The sequence below is a fragment of the Patescibacteria group bacterium genome (assembly GCA_028715115.1).
Classification (GTDB): domain Bacteria; phylum Patescibacteriota; class Patescibacteriia; order UBA2591; family UBA4787; genus JAQUSN01.
Genome location: JAQUSN010000001.1, coordinates 435,531 through 460,408, shown reverse-complemented (window position 1 = coordinate 460,408; position 24,878 = coordinate 435,531). Strand labels below are relative to the sequence as shown.

The following is a 24,878-nucleotide window of genomic DNA, read 5'->3' as shown; positions in this document are numbered from 1 at the left end:
CCGGATTGCCGCAACCAAGGCCAAGATTAGCTCCTTTGGCTAACTGAAGATCCTCTTCGGAATAACCGATGCTTTTTGAAATGTCTTGATTATTTTTGGAACCACAACTACAGCTGCAGCCACAACCGGAATCTTTAACAGCCATTTCGGCATATTTATTCTTAACGATTTGTTTTATTTTTTTATCATCTTGCATAAGTTTATATTTAAAAATTATAAACCAATAATATCACGTCATTTTAATAAAAACAAGAGTCGAAAAACTCTTGTTTTTATTGACCTCGTCTCATTAAAAATAATGAGCCGTATATATAAACTTGCAACGCTCGGGTTGGGTTCAGAACCTCCTGCCCCAGGGCCACATAAACGATTCTGAGCTATTGATCAGCAGTTCTGCTGACGTAGCCGGGTCGGAATTAGCAAGCAAAATATAATAAAGAGAAACTTAAAATACATTAAGTTATACTAAATTTAGAATTTTTAAATATTATTTCGTTTATATCTGAAAAAAAAGACATTACGTTGTACGGTGTTATCGGTGCTTCACCCGGATGCGCACAATGATTTCTCATATCAAAACAACTTTTTAATCTTGTATGTTGATTCAAGTCTATCAAACCCATGCCCTCTATAACCCACAATATTTTGTTATCAAAAACTTCCTTCAGATCATCCAATGAGGAAATTTTAATGATCTCTTTGTATCTTTTAAATCGGCCCATCTGGGCGCTTGCCATTTGTGCAGAAGCTACATTAAATTTGATAAAACCTAATTGCTCTATCTTTTTGTGAATTTGATCTATGGCCGCACACCAACCAAGAACAATAGCAGCCCTTAAATATCCATCTTTCGCACAATTAATAGCCTCTTTAAGATATTTATTTTGCTCTTTATCCTGAATTGTTTGCAACAAAAAATCATAAGTCCCGCTTAAAGGATTTAGAAGTCCGTTCCCAGTCTGAATTTTTAAAATAATGTCGTCAGTGAACGATTTTATCACAAATTTTAAATCTAATAAAAAATTATCCTTTTTGTTGCCCTTAGAAGATGCTAGCTTGAGTAAATGAGTAAATTTTTTATCATAATTATCAAGCTGTTCTAGTGTAAAACCAGACCTGCTTAAGATTGGTTTTATTTCATTAAACCAATAATTAGAAAGTGAATCTGCGCTTGATAAAAGAATTTTTTTATGAATTTGAACACTCTTAGAGCCCTTTATCTGAGTTCTAAGTATTTTTAATTTCTTTAAATATTCTTTAAGGTTCTCTACGTTCATTATTTTATGAAGCTAATTCTTTAATAACTTTAATAAGTTCATTTTTACCTTCTGTTGTTAAAGACATTGCTATACCATTCCGATATACTTCATTAAATAGCTTGTTCTGTTTTTTGAAATTAGAAGCAAAATTTGCAGAATCAAAACATTTATAAGCATCGCATTGCTGTCTAATATAAAAAGTATCAAATTTGAAATCGCCCGTTTGGATCGCATTTTTTAAAGCTTCAAGAAGGGCAAGTTTAATTTGAGACTCTGACATTTTTGAAGACTTTAAATCATCAAAAACAGGTTTTAACTCTCCGTTTTCTTTATAAAAGATATTGTTTATCTCGCTAAGAGTAACCCCCTGGTCTAGTAATTTTTTTGCTTTTAAATGAAGATCGGTAATTTTTATTTCTTCTTGTTTCAAATCATCTACACTCTTCCCTCCTGTCTCTTGGTTTTTTTGGTCTGTCTCCCCGCCATGTTTACCACCAACCGACGCCTTACAGGTGTAATTATTAAGTAAGGCCGTTAACAAAACTTCAAAGCATTTTTCTTGTAAATTAGCGGGGCACAATTTGACTACCTCTAATATTTTTTTAATCTCCTGTTCAATTTTTTCTAACATAATTTTATAAATTATCTTATTAATTAAATATAAAACAAACGAGTGCGACCTCGTTTGTTTTTAATGACGCGTAGGACCCAAGCGGGTCGCTTTCACAGAAACATTTGGCTCAGAGCCGTGCGTGAACTTAGAACCGTAATCATGAACGGTTGGCACTCCTACGAAATGGACGCGGCCGTCAAAATGCTCCGCCACGAATCGCCGTTCGACTGGATTGAGTAGATACCGGTTTGATTTATGTTGATATCTGCATCCTTAATATCAACGAAAGACATGCTTTAGTTGATATTGTAATTAGTTATTTTTACTCCCAAGAATTGAACACTTTTGTAAATATAGTCCTGTCAATAAATGCCGCTGACAGAACTCCGCCGGCGTATGCCAAAAAGTCGAGTGGGTCAAAGATACGCGCAAAAGCATAAATACCGAAAAACTGTAAGATTTCCGATGTCGAAACGAGCAAAAATACTGCAGTTGCTTTCCAATACCACGGATGCAAAAAAGCGTATTTATCTTCTAGGGTTTTCAAGAGAAAATAAAAACCTAGAGGTAGTGCAATATCAGCATAGTAGCTATGAAAGAACCGATGAAAGCTCTCGCTAGCCCAGTCCGCACCAATCACAAATCCAAGCACTATTAAAAGCTGGACACAAACTATAATGATTTTCTTTTTTGCTTCAAATTTCATTGGTGTATATATTTTTTATATCCATCTACCAAATATAGAATCCCTGGAATAATAGGAATAGCTAAGTTGACGCTGAGGTTTGCCTCTGTCAAAAGTCCGACGATAAAACCGACTGCAATAGCACCAACAATTAACCAGCCGGCGACTTTAGGATATCTCCAACCTAAGGCCAAGCCGACAAAAACTAACGGCACCATGGCCAACGCGACGTTTTCCCACAGCGAGTAATCAGGTTTAGCAAAAGGCAACGGGTTACCGTAACCGAAATAAAACGGCAAAGCGAACAATAAGATAGCTAATGCGAGTATTCTCGCGGTCCATTTAATTGTTTTCATAATTTTTAATTTATTTTATTAAAGTTTGATAGATACTCATCTACGACCTCAATGAATAATTTCGGTTTGGCCAGGTGGACATCGTGCATGGCGTTCACTTTCACCACTTGAACGTCTTTTACAATCGAACGGATTTTTTCAACATCTTTATCGTCTAAAGCGCCGAGTAAACCCCAGGTTTCGTGCCTGGACCAATAGGCACAGATCAACAAAACTGGACATTTGATTTTCTTCAGGGTTTCCTCCGGATCGAATCCCTCGCTTAATCTTCCGTCGATTGTCGCTTTGGAAAAATCAACATCGTACTCACTGATGAATTTCAGACCGGCCCTTTCGTCAAATCGGGCGTTAAGCAAATCATACGGCTTGGACGGGCGAAGTTTTTTATTAATTTCAAGACTCATCGCCCTGTAGCTGGCTATGAAAGATGGCATAAGCAGGAGCTTTTCTTTGCCTTTTATGGGAATTCCTTGCTTGGCGAAAAAACCTTTGATGTCTCTTTTCGGCTTATCAAGCGTTTCTATCGCAGTCTGGAAAAGACGGCACATAAACTTTTCTTCTTTTATTCTCGGATACATGGAAGAAAATAACGGCGGGTCTTCGGATATAGCGGCCGATACGTATTCGGGCGCGTTGGCGGCCAGCCAAAGTGAAAGGACCGCGCCGGAAGAAAGTCCGGAAACGATTGCCGGCTTCTTGATAACCTTTTCCAAGAATAGTTTTAAATCTTCTCCGCAGATATTATAAGAATATTTTCCAGGAGTTCTTGTGGACTTTCCGTGCCCTCTAAGGTCAATGGCGAAAACATGATATCTTTTTGAAAAGTGCGGCATTACAGGCATGTATCCCTGCCAGAATTCCATTTGTCCGGGGATGAACAACAACGGCGGGCCGTTGTCAGGGCCTTCAACGTAATTTAAAACAACCCCACCGGTATCAAATTTCTTTTCAATAAATCCTTCCGGAATGGTTTCAACGGAAAGCCGGAAAGGGTTAAAAGTTTTTGCCAGTAAGAAAACTACCACGGCCAAGAATATCCAAAGTCCGGGCACGTGATAAATCGCAATGGCTAAAATCGCTAAAATTCCTAAAATGCTGTAAATAATTGATTTGCTCATAATTTATATTTTCGCCGTTCAATTGGATTGATTAAGCGGTAACGGGTTTTTCCTTAATTGTTAGAGATTCAAACTCTTTCCAGAAATCTTTTTCTTCCTTTTTAGGAGCAGAAGTCTTCAGTCCTTTAATTCTTTCTATCACAAAGGTCCTATTTTCATTCTCTGGCCAGTCTTTAAGACGAGCTAATAAGTCTTTAAAATCTTTCTCATATAAAGCATATGTCGGTTTGACTTCATCTAAAATACCCAGAGCCGTTTGGAGAGTATTTTTATCGCGTTCTTGTCTGAGCATATCGAATAAAGTGTATACAAAATCTTTTACGGGAGTTTCTTGCATTATTTCGGTCAAACTGGAAATTGTTTTCAGAGCAAAATGATGGGCTGAAGACAAGACTTTGCCTGGCTGTCTAAGCCAATCTAATACTTCTTTAGCAATTTCTCTCTTTTTTTCTTCACTTAAAAACTCAGATTTTCTTAAAAAGTTGAATCCAGCTTCCTGAGATGCGAGAGTATCTGATTTTATGAGATTTTTTATTTGAGTAATAGCTTGATCCTTTAATTCAACGGGGTCGTTTTTGCTTAATTGTTCCGGTAGATAATCATAGATTTGAATCTGCTCACCAAAAGCAATAGAAGTAACCTTAGTCAATAATGATTTTACTATTGCTTGTCGATCCGGTAAATTACTTCCTAAATTTTTCAAGAAATTAATACAGTTTGCTCCTTTTTGGTTTATTAAATCTTGTAAGAGCTCAATCTTTTTATCTTTATCGGCTTTCTTATAGACAATTTCAAGTAGTGCATCATCGTTAATACTCCGAGATAATAATGGCTTGGAGTAAACAGAAAGGAATTTTTCTGCTGATTCTTTCTTCCAATAATCAAACACTAAACCAATTTTCGCAGCGCTGGCATTTTGAAAATAAGCATTAATTTGATTAACAAGCTCGTTTTTCTGCGCTTCTGGTGCATAGAAACTGATCCAGCGTAAGTTATTAACTAAGCATGTTCGATTATTCCATGACCCTATACTGTTGAATGCTTGAATAAAATTTTTAACTAATTGAATCTTAGTAGCGTCATCGGAATTTTTAAGCTGATCTTGAAATTCACTAAATATATCTCCACATGTAGAAAATAGTGTTTCCTTTTCAGCCCGATAATCGGGATTTTCAGTCGTTTCTGTATTTACAATTTCGGTAATTTTCTGTAAAAGTACCCCAAATTTATTTTTCTTTATAATATATTCTTTAAATTGTTTAATGATTTCTTCTTGTCCAGATAGACTGTCGCGATTAAGACTTGCAATAAATTTATCGAAAGCCTGAGGAGAAATGAATAACGTTTGTTCATCAAGATTTGTAAATATAGAAATAACTTCAAAGTTATTTGAAAAATGTTCTTCAATAAATTTAACTATTTGTGTCTTATCTTCTTTGGCTATCAGCGAGTCGTCTTGTTTTAAATTTATAAGAATATCCTTAAGCACGGATATCATCGCCGGCTTGCGGAGATCTTCATTGCCGACAGCTAAAGCATAACGTTTAATTAAAGGTGTGCGGAACTGAGTATCTAATTCTTGTTTAGTAACGAGGTCAGAAAAAACCAAGTTTGTTGGGAGCTTGGTAAAAAATTGCCAAAGATCACTATCTAAAACACGAGCTAATGCTTCGTAATAACGCTTTGAGGTCGTCGTGATTTTTAATTCATTAAAAGCCTCTAAGTGAGTGATAAAAATTTTCAGAAGTATTTCTTTTTGCGTCCTGTAGTCTTTTAGTAAGTTTTGAATAAAGCCAAAAAGAGCGTTGTGGTCTGTCTCTGAAGATGTTAGCTCTTTAAACTTTTCCTTATTTCCTTCAGCTAAACTCAAGATCAACCCTTCTGAATCATTCAATGAACGATAAATAGTAGGTTCTTTAAAATAAATAAATGGTCGAGCATTATTAACTGTAAAACGACTGGTGTTAAGCATGAAGTTTCTAAGCCCATCGTTTCTAACGAGTTCCTCTTTATCAAGAATATTTTCTGGTTCAAACCATTTTAACTTTAACCGTGAAAATGCTTCGGGGTATTTTTGTTTTAAGATTAATACCTTTGCTAAATACGGGACGTTACTTTTTATTCTTTCCCATACCTCTGTTTTTGAAGCCAAAACCAATGCAGCTATCAAATTATTGATGAATTGTTTAATCTCGCGTGGATTACTTGAAAAAGCGGCACCAACAACCTGAAATAAATCTTCATTATCGAGCAATTCTTTTACGTCTCCCGTATCATCGATAACCTTTTTAATATACGCGTGAAGATCTGCCTCAATAAATTCAGGTGTCCAAACAATAACATTAAAAAGTTTTCTTAAATATTCGGATGGGTCAAATGCATCACTTATGTTTCCGTCATAAAAACTCCTTATTTGGTTTATAATTGCTTCTGAATCACAGGGGACAACAAAAACTAAGCCCGCCACACCGCTAGGATCAAGGAAAGTTTTAACGGTTGAAAGTATTTTAATCGCTGCATCTCCCTGAACACGATCAATGTTATCGAAAACAATAACAATTTTCTTTTCTATTTTTTGTAAAATCTGCTTGAATAAATACTCAAATTGTTCTGGGGAGTTTAATCGTTCCTCTTTCTCTACCCTGGTCTTAATGGAAGCAAGCGGTTGAAGCGAGAAAAGAAACCTGTCAACTGAACGTTCCCAGATTTTTTCAAATAATGGCTTAAAAATTAGTGCAAGTATAGAAATTGAAGCAATAAAAGACATAAAATCTTTAACTGCTTGTGCGAGAGTATTTTCTTTACTAAAAATCAGATTTAAGGCTACCCAAATTAAAGCTAAGGAAATGACTAGCGAAAAAGGCCAGTGAATATTTATTAATTGTCTTAATCTCTTAAACCATTTTTCTTGTTTATGTGGTTCGTTAATAATTATCTCTTGCTGTTCTTCAGTAGACTTGTACAGGGGGTCAAGCAACTTTTTGTCTTCGGGCGAGAGCTGTTTTTGATCTATTAAAAAATTAACTAATTCGATTAAAAAAATCCTTCGTAGTGAATCTTCTTGATATTTCCATGCATCAAACACAAACATGGGACTTCCTAAATCGTTGCGAATCATTTCAATAAGTGTGCTTTTGCCTGTACCCCATTTACTAAACAAGCCAATAGTGTGCACACACGTATCGTTTTCTAATATTTCTTTCAAAGCTGGGGCAACATCGTTATGGTAAAAGCCAAAAATACCATCATGACTATTGCCCAATGGAACATCTTTCAAAAATTTAAATTTTAATTCTTCAGGCATATTCTAATTTTTCACTACTTATTCCGTTGTTGATTTTACTTTCCGGATTTAGTTCGATTATCTTGTTTGCATAACATTTGGCAATTTTCAGCGATAGTTTTTCCGCCCTCGTGCCAAGGTGTTATGTGATCGGCTTCCATTTCTTCAATTTCCCATTTCTTTTTCTTATTCTCGCCTTTACAGTGCGGACAAATGCCATTTTGCCTCTCATACGCTTCGCGCTTCATCTTGTCGGTGAAAGCGCGGATATTCAAAAACTTTTCACTTCTAGTCAAAACATATTCGTAAATGCCTGATTTTTTGGTAACGTCTTCGTCTTGCATAAGCTCGGTTATTTCTTTTTCCAATTTTTTAGAATCAAATTTTTTATCTTTGAACTGGTTAAACAACACGCCCCACGGCACATTATTCATCTCTCGGCGATAATTTAGAAAAGTTTTTCGTGTCCATGCGACAACATCTTGAAAATACCGCCATAATTTATCAGCATTTTTGTCGTGCTGGTGTTTGGCCATGTAATCCTCGATCCTGCTTTCATTTATCCATGAAAGCGCGGTTTCTAAATACTCCTGACGAATTGGCGAGCCACTAACTAATTGCCCGCCGTCGTTAGCCAAAAGATACGCCGCGCAATTCGATTTGCTGAATTTTAATTTGGAATCGGACAGCCACGGTCCAGTATAAACAGCGTTGCGAATTTCTTGATCAGTTAATTTTTCTCCAGCGATATTGATAATTCTGAACCAATCTAATCGTTCTTTGTCCGTGCCTTCGCAGAAGTAGATCATTAGTTCATAATCCAAAATTTGATCTTGCTCCTCCTTGAGCAGATTGTGAAAGTATCTTTCGTTCAACGAAAAATCGCCGTTCACATATTGGCCGATACTAATGGTTCGCTGTTGGCCATCCAACACTTCGTAACCACCATCTTCGCGCGCCATCCAATACATCACATTGAGTGGAAAATTTTGCTTAACTGTTTCAATCACCGCATCGCGTTGCTTGTCTTTATACACAAATTCGCGCTGATATTTCGGACGAATATCAAGTTTTCCGCTGTAAGCAACAACACCCTCTTCGGCGCTGTCTTTGTAGCCAGTTATTACTTTACGAATTGGAATTTTGTGTAGTTCAATTTTCATATTATTGTTTAAATTTTATTAGCAATCGTGCGTAAGTTGGTTTAAGTTCATTATTAACCTTTATGGCGGCACGACGGTTGAGGTCGTTATATTTTGGCGAATCTTCCTTGGTATACATTTTTGTCCGATACTTGTTCTTAGAGTCTCTGTCGGTTATTCCCAAAATCTCAAATTGGTTAGGGTTATACTTATCTAGAAAGGTCACTGGCACTCCCATCACGCCTTTATGGTTTATTGGAATATCCGAGACTTTTGGTACTTCAATGGCATTATAGTTATCGTATTTCGAATATTCTTTCGCGTTATATTTCTTGTAGAGTGTTAGTTTTTCGTGCCGCTTGGTAGTGTCGAGATTAGTATACCAGCCAACATTGCCAAACTTTTTTAGTGTGCCGTCAGGTTGCTTAAACTCTTTTACTTTGCCATAACCGTTCCACACCTTATTTTTCTTTATAAACTCAAAGAAATCTTTATATGAGATCGCGTTGTCATTACCGATAATCAAAAATTTCTTCCCATGTTCCATGAGCTGAGCAACATACTGGCGGAAAAGGGAGAATGGAGGATTTGTAACGACGATATCCGCTCGTTTTAATAATTCAACACACTCTTCGCTTCGAAAGTCGCCGTTGCCCTGTAATTTTCGAGATGATTTTTTATTGCGCCGAAGAAGAGTTTCAACATCTTCTATGCTGATCGCACCATCTTTATTGATGTCCAGTACTTCGGTTATCTCAATCACATATGGCTCCTTGCCATCTGGTTTTAATCCTTCCATTTCAAATAACGGCAATTGTCCGCCCGCTATAGGAGATTTTGTGTAGCTTGTAGTGATAAGCCTCTTTAATCTTAGCGCATTAAAATTTGCAGCAAAATATTTGAAAAAATTACTCTCAAACGGATCGTCGCAGTTGCAATACACTATCTTGTCACGAAACTGGTCTTTGTAGTGCTTTAGCTCTTTTTCAATGTCAGCAAGCTGCGTATAGAACTCATCATTCTTTACTTTGGCTGCTCGATGTAAATTTGAATTTGAAGATTTTGTTGCCATATTTTTACAATCAGAGTTCTAATGGGATTTCCACGGAGGTTTCAATGTGTATCATATTTGAAATTTCTTGATGAAGATCAATTGATTCATCGGCCTCGATATCCTCTAAAGACAAAATTATTGAATAAGACTGTTTGTAATCAGTCGGCAGACTGTCGTCTTTCGACTCACAAAAAATATTCAAATGCCAAAAATTACCAGTATGTTTTCTAGTGGAAACATCTAAACAGGGGGTAACATTTAACATTTGATTTTTGATGCGCCCCGTCATCGGCGCTACGAGTACTAAAGTTATCTAAATTTCGATCATCCTCCCGGACAAAACGAACAGAAATATTTATTGGATTATATGTTCTAACATTTTTAGGATTTATAAGAGGAGAATACACAAGGGTCTTCCTCATCCTTAATCTTTTTCTACTACTGCCAGCAATGCAGCTTGGCACGGGAAATTTAATTGTTTTCTTTTTATTTATACCGATCTCATCTTCAATCACTAAAGTTGATGATGAATTTAAAGAATATAATGCCTTTTCAAGATTTGGGATACCAAATCCAGATAATTTTTTTCGCATACCTCGGTTAGATATGCCATCACAATTTAGATAATCCGCAAAATGAATAAGTAGGCCCTTGATCGTGTTTTTACTATATTCGGGATAAAAATTGTGAAGCAAGCAAGCATCATGAAGAACCAAAGGCGTCGCAAAGCTAGTACCGGACCAGCGTGTAAGTTTATTATTGTTATCTGATGCCAAATAGACACCATTATATTCGCAATTAAAATCTCTTTTGTAATTTGAATCGTAATGAACGAAATCTGGCTTAACGAAAGGAACAGCGTCTAGATTCGCTCGTGTAATCGCCACGGGGTTCTTTATTTTAGTCAAAGAATCGACACTTTCCTGATAGGCAACGGAACCTACAGAAATATTGTTTATGCTATCCGAAGGTGGCAATATCCTGCAAATTGGTAATCTAAAGTAATTAGGGTATCCAGTTCGCAATACTAATTGCTTCATGTCTTCGCTCCAATTGCGGGGGAAAAGATTGCCTGCGGAAATGAAAAATAGACAATTGTATTTGTGAGAAAGTTCGTCCACCAATCTAGTTAATTTATCAATTTTCTTTCGTCTATAGAAATAGTAATTATTTATCGATAGATTTAACAATAAAAGTCTATAATTTGGCGCATTCTGCTCAACTGTTTCTATGATTTTTTCTTCAAGTTTTAAAAAATTATTTTGGCCATCGGAAACATCAACGACAATAATTTTATTATCCTGCTGAATATTGCCTTGTATATCCAAGCGATAACCGCAAACCACTAAACTGGCCACTGCGGTCCCGTGTTTTTTGTCACCACCATGAGGTCCCACAGATTGGACTACTGCTCCATTAAGTGTGAGGTGATTTGAGTTAACGGCCCCGTCAAGAACAAAAGCAGGGTCCCCGTCATCTGTAGGAGGTACGATATTTAGATTATCGATATTTTTTTCTAATGATGATCCAAAAAGTTCATAATCCGGGGCTTGTTCAATATCAATAATGCCTTCGTAACTTTTATGTAAATTTTCTACGTCTTCGTATTTTGCTTTTAATCTACAGAAGTGTAAAAGTTCAGTATTAACTTTAGAAATAAATTTATTCGAAAATTGTTCCTGGATAGAGTTTAGTTTTGTTGTTGCGATGTTTTGTTTATCAGCAAAAGAAACATCAATAAAAATCTCCTGACTGGGGTCAGTTTTATATTTATCTTTTAAATCTTTCTCCAAAATTTCTTCAAGAGTAAGAGGCTTTAATTCTTTAATTTTTTCAAAATATGATTTTCTCTCCGTTCTCTCTACGTAAGCGTTTACTTCATCCTTCAAACGCTCAAAATCTGATTTTTGACTACCGATGGGCTTATTATTGATTCTCCCAAAAATTGTTGAATCTTTTTCTTTATTTTCTTCTTGTCGATAAACCTGAATCCTATATCGTGAAATGAAATCCTGGTTAGCGGGCCCATGAAATTTGATTTTTATCTCATTTATCTGTTTATCTGCATCAATCTTTAAAGAAGCATCCTTTTCGGAAAAAAAATTATTTATCCTACTGACTCCGCTCAAAACCTTCCTCTTCTGTCTTTCTCTATCAAAATTTCCAAGCTCTTTGTAATTTCTACGCGGTGGTGGAGTATAAACACCCTCCCTTGAAAAAAGGGAGTTCGGTATCTTTATGTGTTTATATTTTTTATTCGGCATAATTCTTATATGAATTCCTATGGATGCCCATTATCTCGGCTAATTTTATTTTTGGGTATCCTTCATCTTCCATTATTTTACAAAGTTTCGAAAGGATTTTTTGGTCCTGTTTCCTGAGTTTCTTTGGTTGTTTAAGATAATCTTCGATGAATAGCGTTTTTACAAAATCAGTCAATTCAAATTCTTTTTTGTTTTCAATTAAGTTATTTACCAATGTCTTGTCAAAAAAGTCATTTATTTCATCAATAGTATTTATTTTTAGTGCATCTAAAGAATCGATTAAAAATTTTTTATCATTATCAGCAATATTAACTTTGCTATTTTTTGTTTTATTTTTTTCAATTAAGTAATCAAAAAATCTTTCCTTCTCCCCATCAATTAACTCATCTACAAGAATTTTAAATTTAAACCTTCTTAAAATTGCCGGATCAATAGATTCTAATAAATTGGTAGCAACTATGATAATTTTATTTCTGGAATTAAAATCAAGAGTTTGAATAATGGAGTTCACGATCCTCTTTAACTCCCCGACATCATTTTTGTCATTACGATTTTTAGCAAAAGCATCAAATTCATCAATAAAAATCACAGCATTATCCGTACGATTAAAAACATCTGCGATATTATGCATCGTCTCACCAAGTCTTGAAGAAATTACATCCGTTATTTTTACATAACTTAAAGGTTTTTTGAGTTTGTTTGCAACATAAAAACCTATAGTAGTTTTACCGCTGCCAGGGGGACCGTAAAGAAGTAATTTATTAAATTGATTCGCAATCTGTGGTACTGCTATTTCTTGATGTAATTTAATAAATTTATTTATTTTAGATTCAATACTGGGAGCCAGCCAAATATTTTTTGTATCGATGAAAAGTTCAGCGTCTTTTTGTGGAATAATAGAGCTTGGAGAAATCGAAAATGTCTCATCAGAATATTTCTCGATGAGATTTAAAAATTTATTATAGGCAGAGTGTCGATTAGCTCCTATTTCTTTTACGGCAATAGTTTCTAGAAGTTTAACGATTGCCGCTTTGTTTCCCTTCAGTCCGAGTTCGGCCAGCTCAAAAATTAAGTCTTTTTTTGAGTTCATATTGTTTTGCACAATTTTATTATAGCGTATTAAAAATGTGCAGTAAATACCCTGGCCTGTGGAGAAGTGTTTTTAAACTTCTTGTCAGCTTTTGTCAGAAAAGTTTTCCACAGACGGACCTGTTGACGGTCCGCGTTCCGGACCGGTATTATAAAGATGTCAGATAGGAGTTCGCCTGACGGCGTTCCGATCAATCGGAACTAAACGAGACGGGGCTACGACTTCTGTTATCAAGCAGCGATTGCTATTTTCGCTTGATGACTAGAAGTGGTAGCCCTTTTTATTTTTTAAGCAAAATTTATTTCCCTCTGAGGCTAAGGCGCCTCGATGTGATCCGAAAAAGTATTTGAATTGATAGATAAAGGCTAGTCCCCGGCGGGGCCAGCCTTTTATGTTGCCCCAAGAAGCCATACAAGAATTCAAAGAATTATACGAAAAACGCTACGGCGTGAAGCTTTCCGACGAGGAGGCGTCTTTGCGCGCCAACAATCTTTTCAAACTCTACAAAATCACCTACATGGGTGAGCCGTCCATCGACGACTTCAAAGATAAAGTAGTGACCAGCCATGACTTACAACCAAACCACAATCAGTGAAATTCAATTCTATCCGGTCAAACCCAAGGACGGCCTCCTCGGGTTCGTTTCGTTTGTCCTGGACGATAAGTTTTGGATGGGATCGGTGGCCGTGTTTAGCCGGCCGGATGGCCGATACCGCCTGGTTTACCCCACGCGCAAAGTGGGAGGACAGAACATCAACATCTTTCATCCCATAACCCAAAAAGCCGGCCAGGAGGTCGAAACGGCCGTCAGTGAAAAAGTAGCCGAATTACTTAGTGAAAATTATGAATCAGACGAACCAACTCAAACCGCGTGGTAAAAGCTTTAATTTCTTTCCGGCCCCTCACGCTCCCTTTGACGATGAAAAATTGCGCCATGCTTTAAGTCATGCCGAGCGTGATTTTTTAATGGTGCTGAGTCATCTCTCAAACCGCTACGGCGATAAGGACGGCTGGTTCTGGCATACCGATAATATCTTCTTCGGCCGGGACGACAAAGAGAAGGGTTTCGCTTCATTCGGTTTCAGCCGGTCTACCTGCCGGCGCGTCAGGAAAAAACTGGCCGAGCTCGGACTTATAGAAACAAAACCGGGAGTACTTGATCGCGGCCGCTGGGCCGGCACGATGTATCGTCTCAATCCACGATTGCTAAAAACGACCAGGGTTCACTATGAAGCACGGTCAGGCACCATAGAGAACCCCGGCCCTGGTCCACCATGAAGCACTTAGTAATAAAGAATGAGTAAGAAAAAATAATTAATAAAATAGCTTAAATAAAGCAAGCAAGCTTGCTGAAAATTAAAAAATAAGGGTTGGGCAAAACGTGGGTGAAATGTGGGCAGATTTGAGAGATAACGATGGCGACCAAAGGCGACCAAAAAACAGGTATTAGGTTGGATAAAACTTGGACAAAACTTGGATGATTTTCGAGAAAAACAGACTGGGGCAAAACTGGGGCAAAACTGGGGCAGCTTTCGGGGTTATAACCGGATAAAATCGGTACAAAATCGGTATAGAATTTCAACCCTACCTCTTATTAAAAAACCGATAAAGCGGTAAAATAGAAGTATACGTTTGACTTCCTTCGGCCTTAGGACCATGTTGTGTGTAGAAAGGCCGAAAACAAAATTAAAATAATTAATGAACAAAACTATGACTAAAAACGCCAAAATTTACGCTGTAATCGCCATTGTAGCGGTTCTTGGGGCCGGTTACGGAGTTTATCACCTTTTAGGCAGCAATGCACCGCGTGGGGCCGAAACTAAAGACCTGGCCTCCATTACGAACTTCGACCAGTGTGTCGAAGCTGGATTCGCCGTAATGGAATCTTATCCGGAACAATGCAGAACCTCCGACGGCCGGACTTTCGTCAATGAAAAACCGCCGGCTCAAAGCGAACCGGATAAAGCCGAACGAGCCATCCAGACGTTCATGGGAGATCAGAATTTGGAGCTCAAATACATCACGCAAAACGAGCATCCGGCCAATTTCGCGATCCTAAGCAACGTCAAAAAAAATGACGGCGGGTTCACGGCCGACAATCCCGAGGAATGGGACCGGCCAGTGTATATCTTCCAGCAGACAAATTACATCAACGACCGCTGTGAAGTATATCAATATCAGGTAACGCAAAAGACGAACCAAGTTGTGGAAATCGGAATTGTCTATCCGATCGAACGCAACGCCACCATCCCGGGCAATTGCTCCGGCAACGGATCGCTGGACTGGCCTTTGATGAGTAAAGACGAAATCGAGCAGGCTGCGTTCGCTTATCTCGGCCGTGATCCGGAACGCACCAAATTCATGATGCGATCCGACATCCAGCCGCAATACCTTCCGAGCAAACCCGGCGCGGAAAATCCGGCGGCCAATGAGTGGCGCTGGGAGGATACAAGCTACAAACTTCCGGAAGGACTTGTGGCTGATCCATTCCCTTATCCGACCATGAGAATAATAATGTCGGCCGGTGGCAAATTGGTTTACTACCTGAACACCACCGAACTCTTTGACTAATATGAACCAGGAAGTACAACCAAAACTCAAGTACTTCCTCTACGCTCGTAAATCTTCGGAACAAGAAGACAGACAGGTCCTTTCAATCGATTCGCAAAAGAGCGAGCTGGAAGCGCTTGCAAAAAGAGAACGGCTCCACATCGTGGAGCGCCTGGAAGAATCATATTCGGCCAAAGCGCCGGGACGCGAAATCTTCAATCAGATGATCAAACGGATTGAGAAAGGCGAAGCCGAGGGCATTATCGCCTGGCATCCCAACCGCCTTTCCCGAAATTCCGTGGACACCGGCTATCTGGTTTATCTCATGGACCAGAACCGGCTGTTGGAAATCCATACACCCGGCCAGACGTTCAAAAACACTCCCAACGACAAATTCCTGCTTAATCTGCTTTGCAGTCAGGCTAAGCTGGAAAACGACAATAAAGGCATTGACGTCAAACGCGGACTAAGACGCAAAGTAGAAATGGGCTGGCATCCCGGGCCGGCGCCCGTCGGTTACAAAAACACGCCGGACAAATTAAAAGGCTTTCGCACGATCCGCAAAGACCCGCGAATGTTTCCGATTATCCGGAAAATGTTTGATATGCTTTTAAGCGGCGACTTCACCGCTCCCAGGGTGCACGAAATCGCGGTTGAAAAATGGGGACTGAAAAACCTGGCGCGTAGCGGCTACTACCGCCTGCTTTATAATCCCTTTTATTACGGCTGGTTTGAGTGGCCAAAAGGCAGTGGCAACTGGCACAAAGGCAAACACGAACCCATGATCACGCGCGACGAATATGACAGGGTTCAGAAAATGCTCGGACATGGGAGCAAGCCCAAACCGGAAACGCATACCTTCGCGTATACCGGCATGATCCGTTGCGGCGAGTGCGGTTGCATGGTTACGGCCGAGAATAAAATAAAGAGAAACAAAAACGGCAACGTTCATCACTACACGTATTATCACTGCACCAAACGCAAAGGCCCGTGCAGCCAAAAGTGCATCGAAGTGAACGAATTGGAAAAACAGATTAAGAAAACATTGGCCAAAGTTCAACCGCCGGAAGAATTCCACGGCTGGGCCATGAAATGGCTCCTAAACGAAAACGAGCGCGAGGCCGGCGATCGCAACGCGATACTTTCCAACCAACAAAAAAATTACGAAGCCTGCGTCAAAAAACTGGACGCTTTGATCGACATGAGAGCGTCGGGAGAAATAAGCGAGGAAGAATTCAAGAAAAAGAAATCGGAAATCGGCCAGGAAAAAATCAGACTGCACGAATTATTGAATGACACCGACAGCCGCGTAGACAGCTGGCTTCAGACGGCCGACAACGTTTTAACCTTCGCCGGTGATGCCAATGAAGCGTTCACCGAAAGGGGTCAACACGCCAGAAAAGTGATTCTCTCCGCCTTAGGTTCGAACCTCCTCCTAAAAGACAAAAACATAAGAATTGACACGGATTCCGCGCTTCTGCCGCTGATTCTTGTCTCATCCGGGTCGAATCGAAAAAACGGACGGTTAGAACCTGCCGAAACGGGCTCTAATAAAGAGAAAAGCCGAGCTTTTAACTCGGCAAATCCCATGTGGCTCCGGGGGTGGGACTCGAACCCACAACCTACTGATTAACAGTCAGTCGCTCCACCATTGAGCTACCCCGGAATATATTGTTTTATAAATTGTCTGCCACGATAACTTTTTAGTTCCTTTTCCCTTATTAAGGCTTCCTGCCTATTTTCTATTTTCTCCTTATATATAAGGGACCAATCACCATCAAATCTAGATGTATAACTTTTCTTAAATAGATGATCGTTATGTAATAATAATCTATTCTTTATATCATCTGTTTGACCGATATAAATCTTTTTGTGGTCTTTGTTATAGATAGCGTAAACAAAATAGCTCATATGATCACGCTTACCTAAAAAATAGTCGCTCCACCTCCGCCAGCTGGCGGAGAGCTACCCCGGAGCGCTGCAAGTTTACCGATGAATTATTATATACTATTTTAAAATTTTTACCAGGTCTTAGAAATAATCTTTGATTTTTTCAATGCCCTTCATCTCACGTAAGCGTTCGATGGCCTTGGCTTCGATTTGGCGAATGCGTTCGCGAGTGACATTATATTCGCGGCCCACTTCTTCGAGCGTATGCGTTACGCCATCGGCCAAACCAAAACGGACCTCAAGAATTCTCTTTTCCCGATTCGGCAAATCTTTGACAATTTCTTTCATATAGTCGCGCAAAATCTTGACCGCCGCCACTCTTTCCGGACTGATAGTCTTTAAATCTTCGATTAAATCGCCCAGCTCCGTGTCTCTGTCTTCGTCGCCACCGACCGTAGTTTCAAGCGAAACAATGTCCTGCGAAATTTCCATAATATGACGAATATTTTCCGCTACCTCGCCGGTTTCCGCAGCCACTTCTTCGGCCGTCACTTCCCGACCTAATTGCTGGGTCAGCCAACGTCGCGCTTGCTGGAACTTATTGATTGATTCGACCATATGCACCGGAATGCGGATAGTACGCGACTGATCGGCTAAAGCACGGGTCACGGCTTGCTTAATCCACCAAGTGGCATAAGTTGAAAATTTATATCCTTTTTTCCAGTCAAATTTTTCCACGGCCCTAAATAAACCCATATTGCCCTCCTGAATTAAATCCAAGAACGACAATCCGTAACCGATGAATTTTTTGGCAATGCTGACGACTAAACGTAGGTTCGCTTCAATCAATTTTTGCATCGACTCTTTATCGCCCATGTCTTTTTTTTTGGATAATTCCACTTCTTCTTCCGGAGTTAGAAGCGGCACCTTGCCTATTTCTTTAAGATACATCTGAATCGAATCTTCTGACAGGTGAGATAAATCAAACATAATCTCGTCCATCTTAGATTCTTTTTTTTCTTTCGGCTTGAGCTCCAGGAGCCCGACCTGCGATTCCTTAATGGTCACACCGGCTTTATCCAGTCTATTTAAAAATTCTTCGTATTTCTCCAGATATTTTTCAATATTCGGCAAATTATATAAAATTTCGTTTTCAGTCACAAAACCAAGCTGCCTGCCTTTAGCAATAAGCCGGTCGGCTTCTTTCTCCGGCCAAACTAAAGGCTGACGCTTCGCAACTACCGAAGGCTTATGTATTATTATATGATTGGCCATTTTAAGTCTTTTTTTGTGTTTTGGCCTAATCTGTTTTTTTGCTTTTTTAAATCGACGTTTAGACATAATTATAATTGATGTATTTCCCGATTAATTTTTGAAATCTGGCCAGATAAATCTTTGATTTTTTGGTTGTCTTTGTCTTTTTCGGCTTGTTTTAACTGGGTAGTCAATCGTGCACTTTCTTTCCTTAGATATTCTTCGCGAATAATTTGCAATAATTTTTGCGCTTCGCTATTTATCTCTTTTCTGTTTTTTTCGGTCAATCCTTTTTTATCAAAAACAATGTGTGGGTATTCTTTTTCCGCTAAAAGCTCCAGATAATCAATGAAATTCAATAAATCCGGATCACTGGTCTTCTGACGTAAACAGGCCGGAAAATCATTTTTTGTAGATAGATTATAGCACTTTTTAACGAGTTCAGCAAGGCCTTTTAAGCGATTGCCGGCAAAGGCCTCGAGCTTAAGCAGAAGAAAATAATCCATAAGTAAATCCGGATATTTTAAAAGCAAACCCATGAATATTTCCGCGGTCATCTGCTCTTTTGAAACCCTATTAACGATTTTTTCTTCCTTGGGTTGATAGTCTTTCGTCGGTTTTATGTTTTTTATTTTATCACGTAGCGAATATTCCGGCACGTCAATTTTATTGGCGATAAATTTAAGCCAATAGCTCTGCTCCACTGGATCGCCGAACTTGGCCACTACCGGTAATAAAATTCTAGTTATTGTTTTTTTGTCTTCTACTTTATTTATATCTCTGCCTTTTAAGGCCAAATCTAAATAATAATCCATGATTGATTTGGCGTTTTTAATGGCCTCAAACCATTTGTCCGGATTTTCTTTTAGGCACTCATCGGGATCTTTACCTTCGGGCACGCGGATAACCTTGATGTTCATCTCGGCTTTCATAGCCACATCTATCCCCCGCTGCGTAGCGTTCTCGCCGGCCAGATCGACATCGAAAGACAAAAGCAAATTATTAGTATAGCGTTTTAATAATTTCACTTGGTCGGCAGTTAAGGCCGTGCCAGAAGAAGCTACGACATTTTTCGAACCAGCCTGATGGCAAGCGATGACATCCATATTCCCCTCGACCATAATCACCGCATCTTCTTTTTTTATTGCCGCCTTGGCCTTATCAAAAGCATAAATGACGCGACTCTTATTATAAATCGGTGTTTCCGGAGTATTAACGTATTTTGCCGTTTCCGTGGTCTCGGCCCAGGGTACGATACGAGAAGTAAAGCCGACCGGATTTCCGTATAGATCGTTTATCGGAAACATAATGCGGTTGCGAAAACGATCATAATAATTTTGTTTATTATTAAGCGGCTTGTTAGAACGCATAACTAACCCGGCCGCTTCCGCTTCAATCATTTTGACGCCCTTTTTGTTTAAAAAACCAACTAACTCATCCCAACGGTCTGGCGCAAAACCGAGCTGAAAGTCTTTGATGGTTTCTTGTTTAACACCGCGACCATCGAGATATTCTCTTACCTTTTCCGCCAAAGATGATTTTTGCAAAACTAAATGATAAAACTGAGCTGCCACGCGCATAATATCCATTAATTTGGTCTTCTGGCTAGTGACGCGGTAATCTTCTTTGGTTAATTGCACACCGGCTTTCTTCGCCAAAATCCGAAGCGCCTCGGGAAAATCAACGTTTTCTATTTTCATGATAAATTCAAAAATGTCGCCGCCCTCATTACACGAACCGAAACAATGCCAAATCTGTCGTTCCGGCGATACAAAAAATGACGGCGCCTTTTCGGTATGAAACGGGCAAAGCGCTCGGTAATTTACTCCTGATTGCCGTAATTGGACATATTCAGAAATAACATCAATGATGTCCAGCCGACTTTTAATTTCTTCTATTTGGTTTTGCATACCCAGTAACAATAACTTCATAAAGATGCCAAATTAATAAGCATCAAAATGAATAAAAGTAAATTAGTTGAAAAGAAACGAGATTCTAATTAATTAGTTGGCATCTTTAAGACTAATAGTTCTTTTAAAATGCACCTATTTTATTTTTTGAGATAAACCCAAGAACAAAGCAACTCTCAGACCGCCCTGGCGGGCTGGTGAAGTTTTGTTACTGGGCATAGCATTAAAAAATTAGCACGGCGATAAAACCAGCCAGGCCGCAAACAAAACCGATAATTTGCCCGCGACCGGGCAATTGTCTAAAAACCGTATAATCCAAAAATGGTTCAACAATTAAAATCGCCGTTAAAGATATGACGCTGACTATCCAGATATTTTTAAAAGTGCGGAAACCAAACATATAGCCGATCATTAAGCATGAACCGGCGACGATAATCAAAATTAATAATCGCCAAAAAACTGGCGTAAATAATCTGGCTCCCGGCTGCGAAAAATTTTTCGCGCCAATAATTTCCGCATAAATCGAAAAGGCCTCGCCCATAAAAATCAGCCAAATGATAAAAATTTTAAAAATCAAAGAATTCATGTTTAACTTAACCGCGATGAATTATAAAAAATGCGTAAACAACGTAAAACGCCACAAAGACCATTCCCTGCCATCGCTCTAAAATATGCCTTTTGCCCAACAGTAAGAAGATTAATAATAAAATGGTGCCTGTAATTAAAATTAATAAATCAGTATTAAGGATTGGAGAAAAACCAATCGGATGAATTAGCCCACTCAAACCTAAAATAAATAAAATATTGAGAACATTAGAACCAATAATATTCCCTACTGCTATATCAGAATTTTTTTTATAAGCAGCCACGACCGAGGTGCACAATTCGGGCAGCGATGTGCCTACGGCTAAAATAGTTAAACCGATCAGGGCCTCGCTTGCCCCGAGCGCCCTGGCGATAGCTGTGCCGCTATGAACCGCTAAATTACCGCCAACAACCAGCATTACTAATCCGCCCAAAACCATCAAGACCGAAGGCCAGGAATTATAAGTTTTAACTTCTTTGGCTTCATTGACGCTTTTATTTTTAGAGATAGCTAAGGTGTAATAAATGAAAATTATAAAAAAACAAAGCAGAATTAAACTATCAATTCTACTTAAAATTGAAATTTGATTTTTATCAATCAGTTGATCGTTGACTAATAATCCCAAAACCAAAGTAGCCAATAATGCCAACGGTACCTCTTTCCAAGTCGTGCCCCGATTGACTGCGAGCGGAAAAATAGCAGCCGAAAGTCCTAAAATAAGAAATAGATTTAAAATATTGCTGCCGATAATATTGCCAAAAGCAATGTCGTTGACGCCTCTGATACTGGCGAAAATATTAACCAATAATTCTGGAGCTGAAGTGCCAAGGGCCACGATAGTTAAACCGATAACCAAAGTAGAGACGCCAAGTTTTTTTGCCAAAGAAGATGCACCGCTAACCAAAAAATCTGCTCCTTTTACTAATAAGATAAAACTAAAAACCAGCAGAACAACATTCAAAATCATAGAAACTATATTAACACAGATCTATTTTTTAAAATTTATAATTAAACTTTGGCTCGATTTCATTAATCTCATTTTTACTCCAGCGCTTTTAAACATTTTTAAGGCGGCTACAATCGTTGGCGTGTTTTTATTTCTTCCATACATAGCAGCTGAATCTGATAGATAAATTATTTCTCTAATTCCAGACTGGATAATGGCTTTAGCGCATTCATTACAGGGAATTAAAAAAGTATAAATCCGACAATCATTTAAGTCGCGACCATGACTATTTAAGATCGCATTTAGCTCAGCATGACATACATAAAAATATTTAGTCTTCACGGGATCATTGCCCTTGTTTGTCCAAGGAAAATCATTGTCCGAACATCCGGTTGGAAAACCATTGTAACCAATGCCGATAATTTTATTTTGTTTATCAACAATACAGGCACCGGTTTGCGTATTGGGATCCTTGCTCCTCATTGCCGACAAAATAGCGATACCCATAAAGTATTCATCCCAAGAAATATAATTTTTGCGTTTAAATGATTTCGTTGCCTTGGCCATAAAATTTTATTTTAAAATTTATTAACAAATTCCAAATTATGACTATCGACTAAATCGTGTTCTTTAAAAACGAAACTGGCTTTTAGCAATTTACCCTCTAAAATATGAGGCACCCAGAATTTATCATCTGACCACATTGATTCGTAGGGCAACTCACTTGGATTAAACCACCTTGGCCTCATTTCTTCTGTTTCAATTGGCTCTCCCTCCCACTCTTCGCAAAAAAAAGCATTAACCGTTTGATTCCAGTCGGTTTGATGGGGAAAATAAAAATCTATTTCTGCGATTTTATTTATTTTTTTCAAATCAACGCCTATTTCTTCCTGGGCTTCTCTTTTGGCAGCCATTTCAATGCTTTCATCGGCTAATAATTTTCCTCCTACCCCATTCCAACGATTAACGCCAAAACCGCGCTTTTTCATCGCCAAACAAATCTCAGTAATTTTATCTCCCGATTTCTTGACTAAAAAAACCAAAGTAACGTCGCGTAGTTTGCCCATATTATTCTTGATTTATCTGTCCCAAAAATATAGAAAGTGGCTCGCCGTCTGTCTGACGGTAGGCAGGGCAAGCAGGAATTTCCGCCAGTAGGCGAAAACCACCCCCACGATACCTTGCGGTATATATTTTGTAGGCAGAACGGAAGGGGCGGGATTCGAACCCGCGATACCTTGCGGTATATTCGCTTTCCAAGCGAACGCACTCGACCACTATGCGACCCTTCCGTTCTGCCTACAGCCCCATTAGACTAATCAGCGACAAGTAAACCTCTCTATTTTAAGAGGAATGATAGCAAATATTTTAGCAGTTTTTGTTTAAAAAACAAGGGCAAAAATTAAACAGAGAGAAAAATAAGTCTCTCTGTTTAATTAATTAAAATGAGCATTAATCTATAGTCTTTTCCTCAATTCCCTAACAATTTTTTCTTGATCTATGGTTTCTTGAGAGCCACTAACCATATCGCGAATAATAACCGTTTTGTGAATAACCTCTTGCTGGCCAAAGACTAACGTATACTTAGCTCCTAATTTATTGGCTATATCTAATTGAGTTCGTAGGCTATCTTGGGCTAAATTCTCCCCTACTCTATATCCTTCTTTTCTGATTAATTCGAAAATTCTTAAAGCATTTTGCCGAGCCAAATCGCTGACCTGGGCGACAAAAACTTGAATCGGCTTAACTCTAGCTGTTTTTATTTGCTGTTTTTTGGCTTCATCGACCAAACGATCAATACCTATCGACAACCCACAGGCGGGCGCAATCGCACCCCCCAAATCGTGAAGTAATTGATCATAGCGACCACCAGCTGCTATGGCTAAACGACTATCAATCACCTCTTCCGGTTGCGGTTGTATTTTTTGTGTTATTTCAGGACTAATCGTACTGTTAGCCACGACCGGCTTAGGTTGTTCTGTTTTAATCGGCCAAAATTCGAAAACCGTGCGATCATTAAACCCGGCTCCTTTTACTACGAATGGATTTAAATTATAAACCACCCTGGCTTCATCTAGAAATTCTAAGGTCCTGACAAATTGAGAACGGCATTCTTCGCACAAATAATCGACTATGTGCGGGGCTTGCATTAAGGTATCATGGCATTCTTTGCCGTGGCATTCAAAAATTTTAAGTGGATTCCTTTTTATTTTAACGCGGCATTCGCGGCAAAATATTCTGCCTTTTTGTCGGATAAAGTCCGTTAGTTTTTTAAAATAAATTTTACGGCATTCGCGGCAACCAAGATTATTTATTTGAATAGTAAATTTAATGCCCAAGCCCTGCAATAGCGCGTTAACGAATAAAATCAATTGAGCATCGGTAACGGGCTTATTAGAACCAATGATCTCCAGGCCAAATTGATAAAATTCTTTTTGTTTGCCCATTTCTAAGCGCTCATAACGAAACATTGGCCCGTGATAAAATAGCTTAACCGGCTGAAGCGACGCTGATAAACCGTGCTGGATATAGGCTCTGGCTACGCCAGCGGTCCCTTCCGGCCTTAAGCTAATTTTATGCCCACCTAAATCTTCGAAAGAAAAAATTTCTTTTTGAAAAATATCTTTAGTTAAACCAACGCGACGCTTAAATAAATCAGACTCTTCTAAAATTGGGATCGTTATTTTGTCAAAACCATAGGCCCGAGCCAACTCTTCGGTCTTGCCGATGATAAAATCATAATAACGTTGTTCTTGCGGCAAAATATCTTTAACTCCTTTTAATAAATGAGGGATATATTTTTTTGCTCTATGGCGCGATCCAGTCGGTCTGCCTCTTTTTTTATTTTTTTTAGCCATAACGATTGAGTTTAATTATA

Annotated in this window: 24 protein-coding genes and 2 tRNA genes; 4 read left to right on the top strand and 22 right to left on the bottom strand. The window is 38.7% G+C overall.

Features of this window, described 5'->3' with window-relative positions:
* The 11 genes from PHV78_02510 to PHV78_02460 all read right to left on the bottom strand — a co-directional run.
* Window positions 1-196 (bottom strand): arsenite S-adenosylmethyltransferase (locus PHV78_02510; protein MDD5396098.1); only part of this gene is annotated, 196 nt, incomplete at its 3' end.
* A gap of 259 nt (window positions 197-455) precedes the next feature.
* Window positions 456-1,277, bottom strand: coding sequence for a hypothetical protein (locus tag PHV78_02505; GenBank protein MDD5396097.1), 822 nt, complete (start codon window positions 1,275-1,277; stop codon window positions 456-458).
* Between the two features lie 4 nt (window positions 1,278-1,281).
* Window positions 1,282-1,890, bottom strand: a complete 609-nt coding sequence (locus tag PHV78_02500; protein MDD5396096.1) for a hypothetical protein — start codon at window positions 1,888-1,890, stop codon at window positions 1,282-1,284.
* A 304-nt stretch (window positions 1,891-2,194) separates the two neighbouring features.
* Window positions 2,195-2,578: a hypothetical protein gene (locus PHV78_02495; protein ID MDD5396095.1), complete on the bottom strand. Its 384-nt coding sequence runs from the start codon at window positions 2,576-2,578 to the stop codon at window positions 2,195-2,197.
* Window positions 2,575-2,913, bottom strand: coding sequence for a hypothetical protein (locus PHV78_02490; GenBank protein ID MDD5396094.1), 339 nt, complete (start codon window positions 2,911-2,913; stop codon window positions 2,575-2,577). The genes PHV78_02495 and PHV78_02490 overlap by 4 nt, the downstream gene beginning before the upstream one ends.
* Before the next feature lie 5 nt (window positions 2,914-2,918).
* Window positions 2,919-4,031: an alpha/beta hydrolase gene (locus PHV78_02485; GenBank protein ID MDD5396093.1), complete on the bottom strand. Its 1,113-nt coding sequence runs from the start codon at window positions 4,029-4,031 to the stop codon at window positions 2,919-2,921.
* A gap of 31 nt (window positions 4,032-4,062) precedes the next feature.
* Window positions 4,063-7,335 (bottom strand): P-loop NTPase fold protein, encoded by a 3,273-nt coding sequence (locus PHV78_02480; GenBank protein MDD5396092.1) that lies wholly within the window; start codon window positions 7,333-7,335, stop codon window positions 4,063-4,065.
* 35 nt (window positions 7,336-7,370) lie between these two features.
* Window positions 7,371-8,477, bottom strand: a complete 1,107-nt coding sequence (locus PHV78_02475; protein MDD5396091.1) for a DUF262 domain-containing protein — start codon at window positions 8,475-8,477, stop codon at window positions 7,371-7,373.
* Window position 8,478: 1 nt separating this feature from the next.
* Complete coding sequence (locus PHV78_02470) at window positions 8,479-9,528, bottom strand: adenine-specific methyltransferase EcoRI family protein (protein ID MDD5396090.1); 1,050 nt, start codon at window positions 9,526-9,528, stop codon at window positions 8,479-8,481.
* A gap of 209 nt (window positions 9,529-9,737) precedes the next feature.
* Complete coding sequence (locus PHV78_02465) at window positions 9,738-11,774, bottom strand: S8 family serine peptidase (protein MDD5396089.1); 2,037 nt, start codon at window positions 11,772-11,774, stop codon at window positions 9,738-9,740.
* Window positions 11,764-12,864, bottom strand: a complete 1,101-nt coding sequence (locus PHV78_02460) for an AAA family ATPase (GenBank protein ID MDD5396088.1) — start codon at window positions 12,862-12,864, stop codon at window positions 11,764-11,766. Before PHV78_02460 ends, PHV78_02465 begins: the two co-directional genes overlap by 11 nt.
* Before the next feature lie 391 nt (window positions 12,865-13,255).
* On the opposite strand from PHV78_02460, the gene PHV78_02455 reads away from it, so the two are divergent.
* From PHV78_02455 to PHV78_02440, 4 genes are all read left to right on the top strand, one after another.
* Window positions 13,256-13,459: a hypothetical protein gene (locus PHV78_02455; GenBank protein MDD5396087.1), complete on the top strand. Its 204-nt coding sequence runs from the start codon at window positions 13,256-13,258 to the stop codon at window positions 13,457-13,459.
* Window positions 13,431-13,742, top strand: a complete 312-nt coding sequence (locus PHV78_02450; GenBank protein ID MDD5396086.1) for a septation protein SpoVG family protein — start codon at window positions 13,431-13,433, stop codon at window positions 13,740-13,742. Before PHV78_02455 ends, PHV78_02450 begins: the two co-directional genes overlap by 29 nt.
* Entirely contained in the window at window positions 13,708-14,142 is a 435-nt protein-coding gene (locus tag PHV78_02445; GenBank protein ID MDD5396085.1) for a hypothetical protein, read from the top strand. The genes PHV78_02450 and PHV78_02445 overlap by 35 nt, the downstream gene beginning before the upstream one ends.
* 432 nt (window positions 14,143-14,574) lie before the next feature.
* Entirely contained in the window at window positions 14,575-15,435 is an 861-nt protein-coding gene (locus PHV78_02440; protein ID MDD5396084.1) for a hypothetical protein, read from the top strand.
* A gap of 589 nt (window positions 15,436-16,024) precedes the next feature.
* On the opposite strand, the gene PHV78_02435 is transcribed toward PHV78_02440, so the two are convergent.
* The 11 genes from PHV78_02435 to hisS form a co-directional block, all read right to left on the bottom strand.
* Window positions 16,025-16,492: a hypothetical protein gene (locus PHV78_02435; GenBank protein MDD5396083.1), complete on the bottom strand. Its 468-nt coding sequence runs from the start codon at window positions 16,490-16,492 to the stop codon at window positions 16,025-16,027.
* A 513-nt stretch (window positions 16,493-17,005) separates the two neighbouring features.
* Window positions 17,006-17,080: transfer RNA gene (locus PHV78_02430), tRNA-Asn, on the bottom strand.
* Window positions 17,071-17,325 (bottom strand): GIY-YIG nuclease family protein, encoded by a 255-nt coding sequence (locus tag PHV78_02425; GenBank protein ID MDD5396082.1) that lies wholly within the window; start codon window positions 17,323-17,325, stop codon window positions 17,071-17,073. Before PHV78_02425 ends, PHV78_02430 begins: the two co-directional genes overlap by 10 nt.
* A 120-nt stretch (window positions 17,326-17,445) precedes the next feature.
* Window positions 17,446-18,579 carry a sigma-70 family RNA polymerase sigma factor gene (locus PHV78_02420; protein ID MDD5396081.1) on the bottom strand — a complete coding sequence of 378 codons (1,134 nt, stop codon included), beginning with the start codon at window positions 18,577-18,579 and terminating at the stop codon, window positions 17,446-17,448.
* A 68-nt stretch (window positions 18,580-18,647) separates the two neighbouring features.
* Window positions 18,648-20,489, bottom strand: a complete 1,842-nt coding sequence (gene dnaG / locus PHV78_02415) for a DNA primase (GenBank protein MDD5396080.1) — start codon at window positions 20,487-20,489, stop codon at window positions 18,648-18,650.
* Between the two features lie 202 nt (window positions 20,490-20,691).
* Window positions 20,692-21,054 carry a hypothetical protein gene (locus tag PHV78_02410; protein MDD5396079.1) on the bottom strand — a complete coding sequence of 121 codons (363 nt, stop codon included), beginning with the start codon at window positions 21,052-21,054 and terminating at the stop codon, window positions 20,692-20,694.
* 7 nt (window positions 21,055-21,061) lie between these two features.
* The gene (locus PHV78_02405) at window positions 21,062-22,021 is read right to left on the bottom strand and encodes a calcium/sodium antiporter (protein ID MDD5396078.1); all 960 of its coding nucleotides are present in this window, start codon (window positions 22,019-22,021) and stop codon (window positions 21,062-21,064) included.
* Between the two features lie 21 nt (window positions 22,022-22,042).
* Window positions 22,043-22,567, bottom strand: a complete 525-nt coding sequence (locus PHV78_02400) for a dCMP deaminase family protein (GenBank protein MDD5396077.1) — start codon at window positions 22,565-22,567, stop codon at window positions 22,043-22,045.
* A gap of 11 nt (window positions 22,568-22,578) precedes the next feature.
* Window positions 22,579-23,067, bottom strand: coding sequence for an 8-oxo-dGTP diphosphatase (locus PHV78_02395; GenBank protein ID MDD5396076.1), 489 nt, complete (start codon window positions 23,065-23,067; stop codon window positions 22,579-22,581).
* A 140-nt stretch (window positions 23,068-23,207) separates the two neighbouring features.
* A tRNA-Ser gene (locus tag PHV78_02390) sits at window positions 23,208-23,292 on the bottom strand.
* Between the two features lie 165 nt (window positions 23,293-23,457).
* Entirely contained in the window at window positions 23,458-24,858 is a 1,401-nt protein-coding gene (gene hisS / locus PHV78_02385) for a histidine--tRNA ligase (protein ID MDD5396075.1), read from the bottom strand.
* Between the last annotated feature and the right edge of the window lie 20 nt (window positions 24,859-24,878).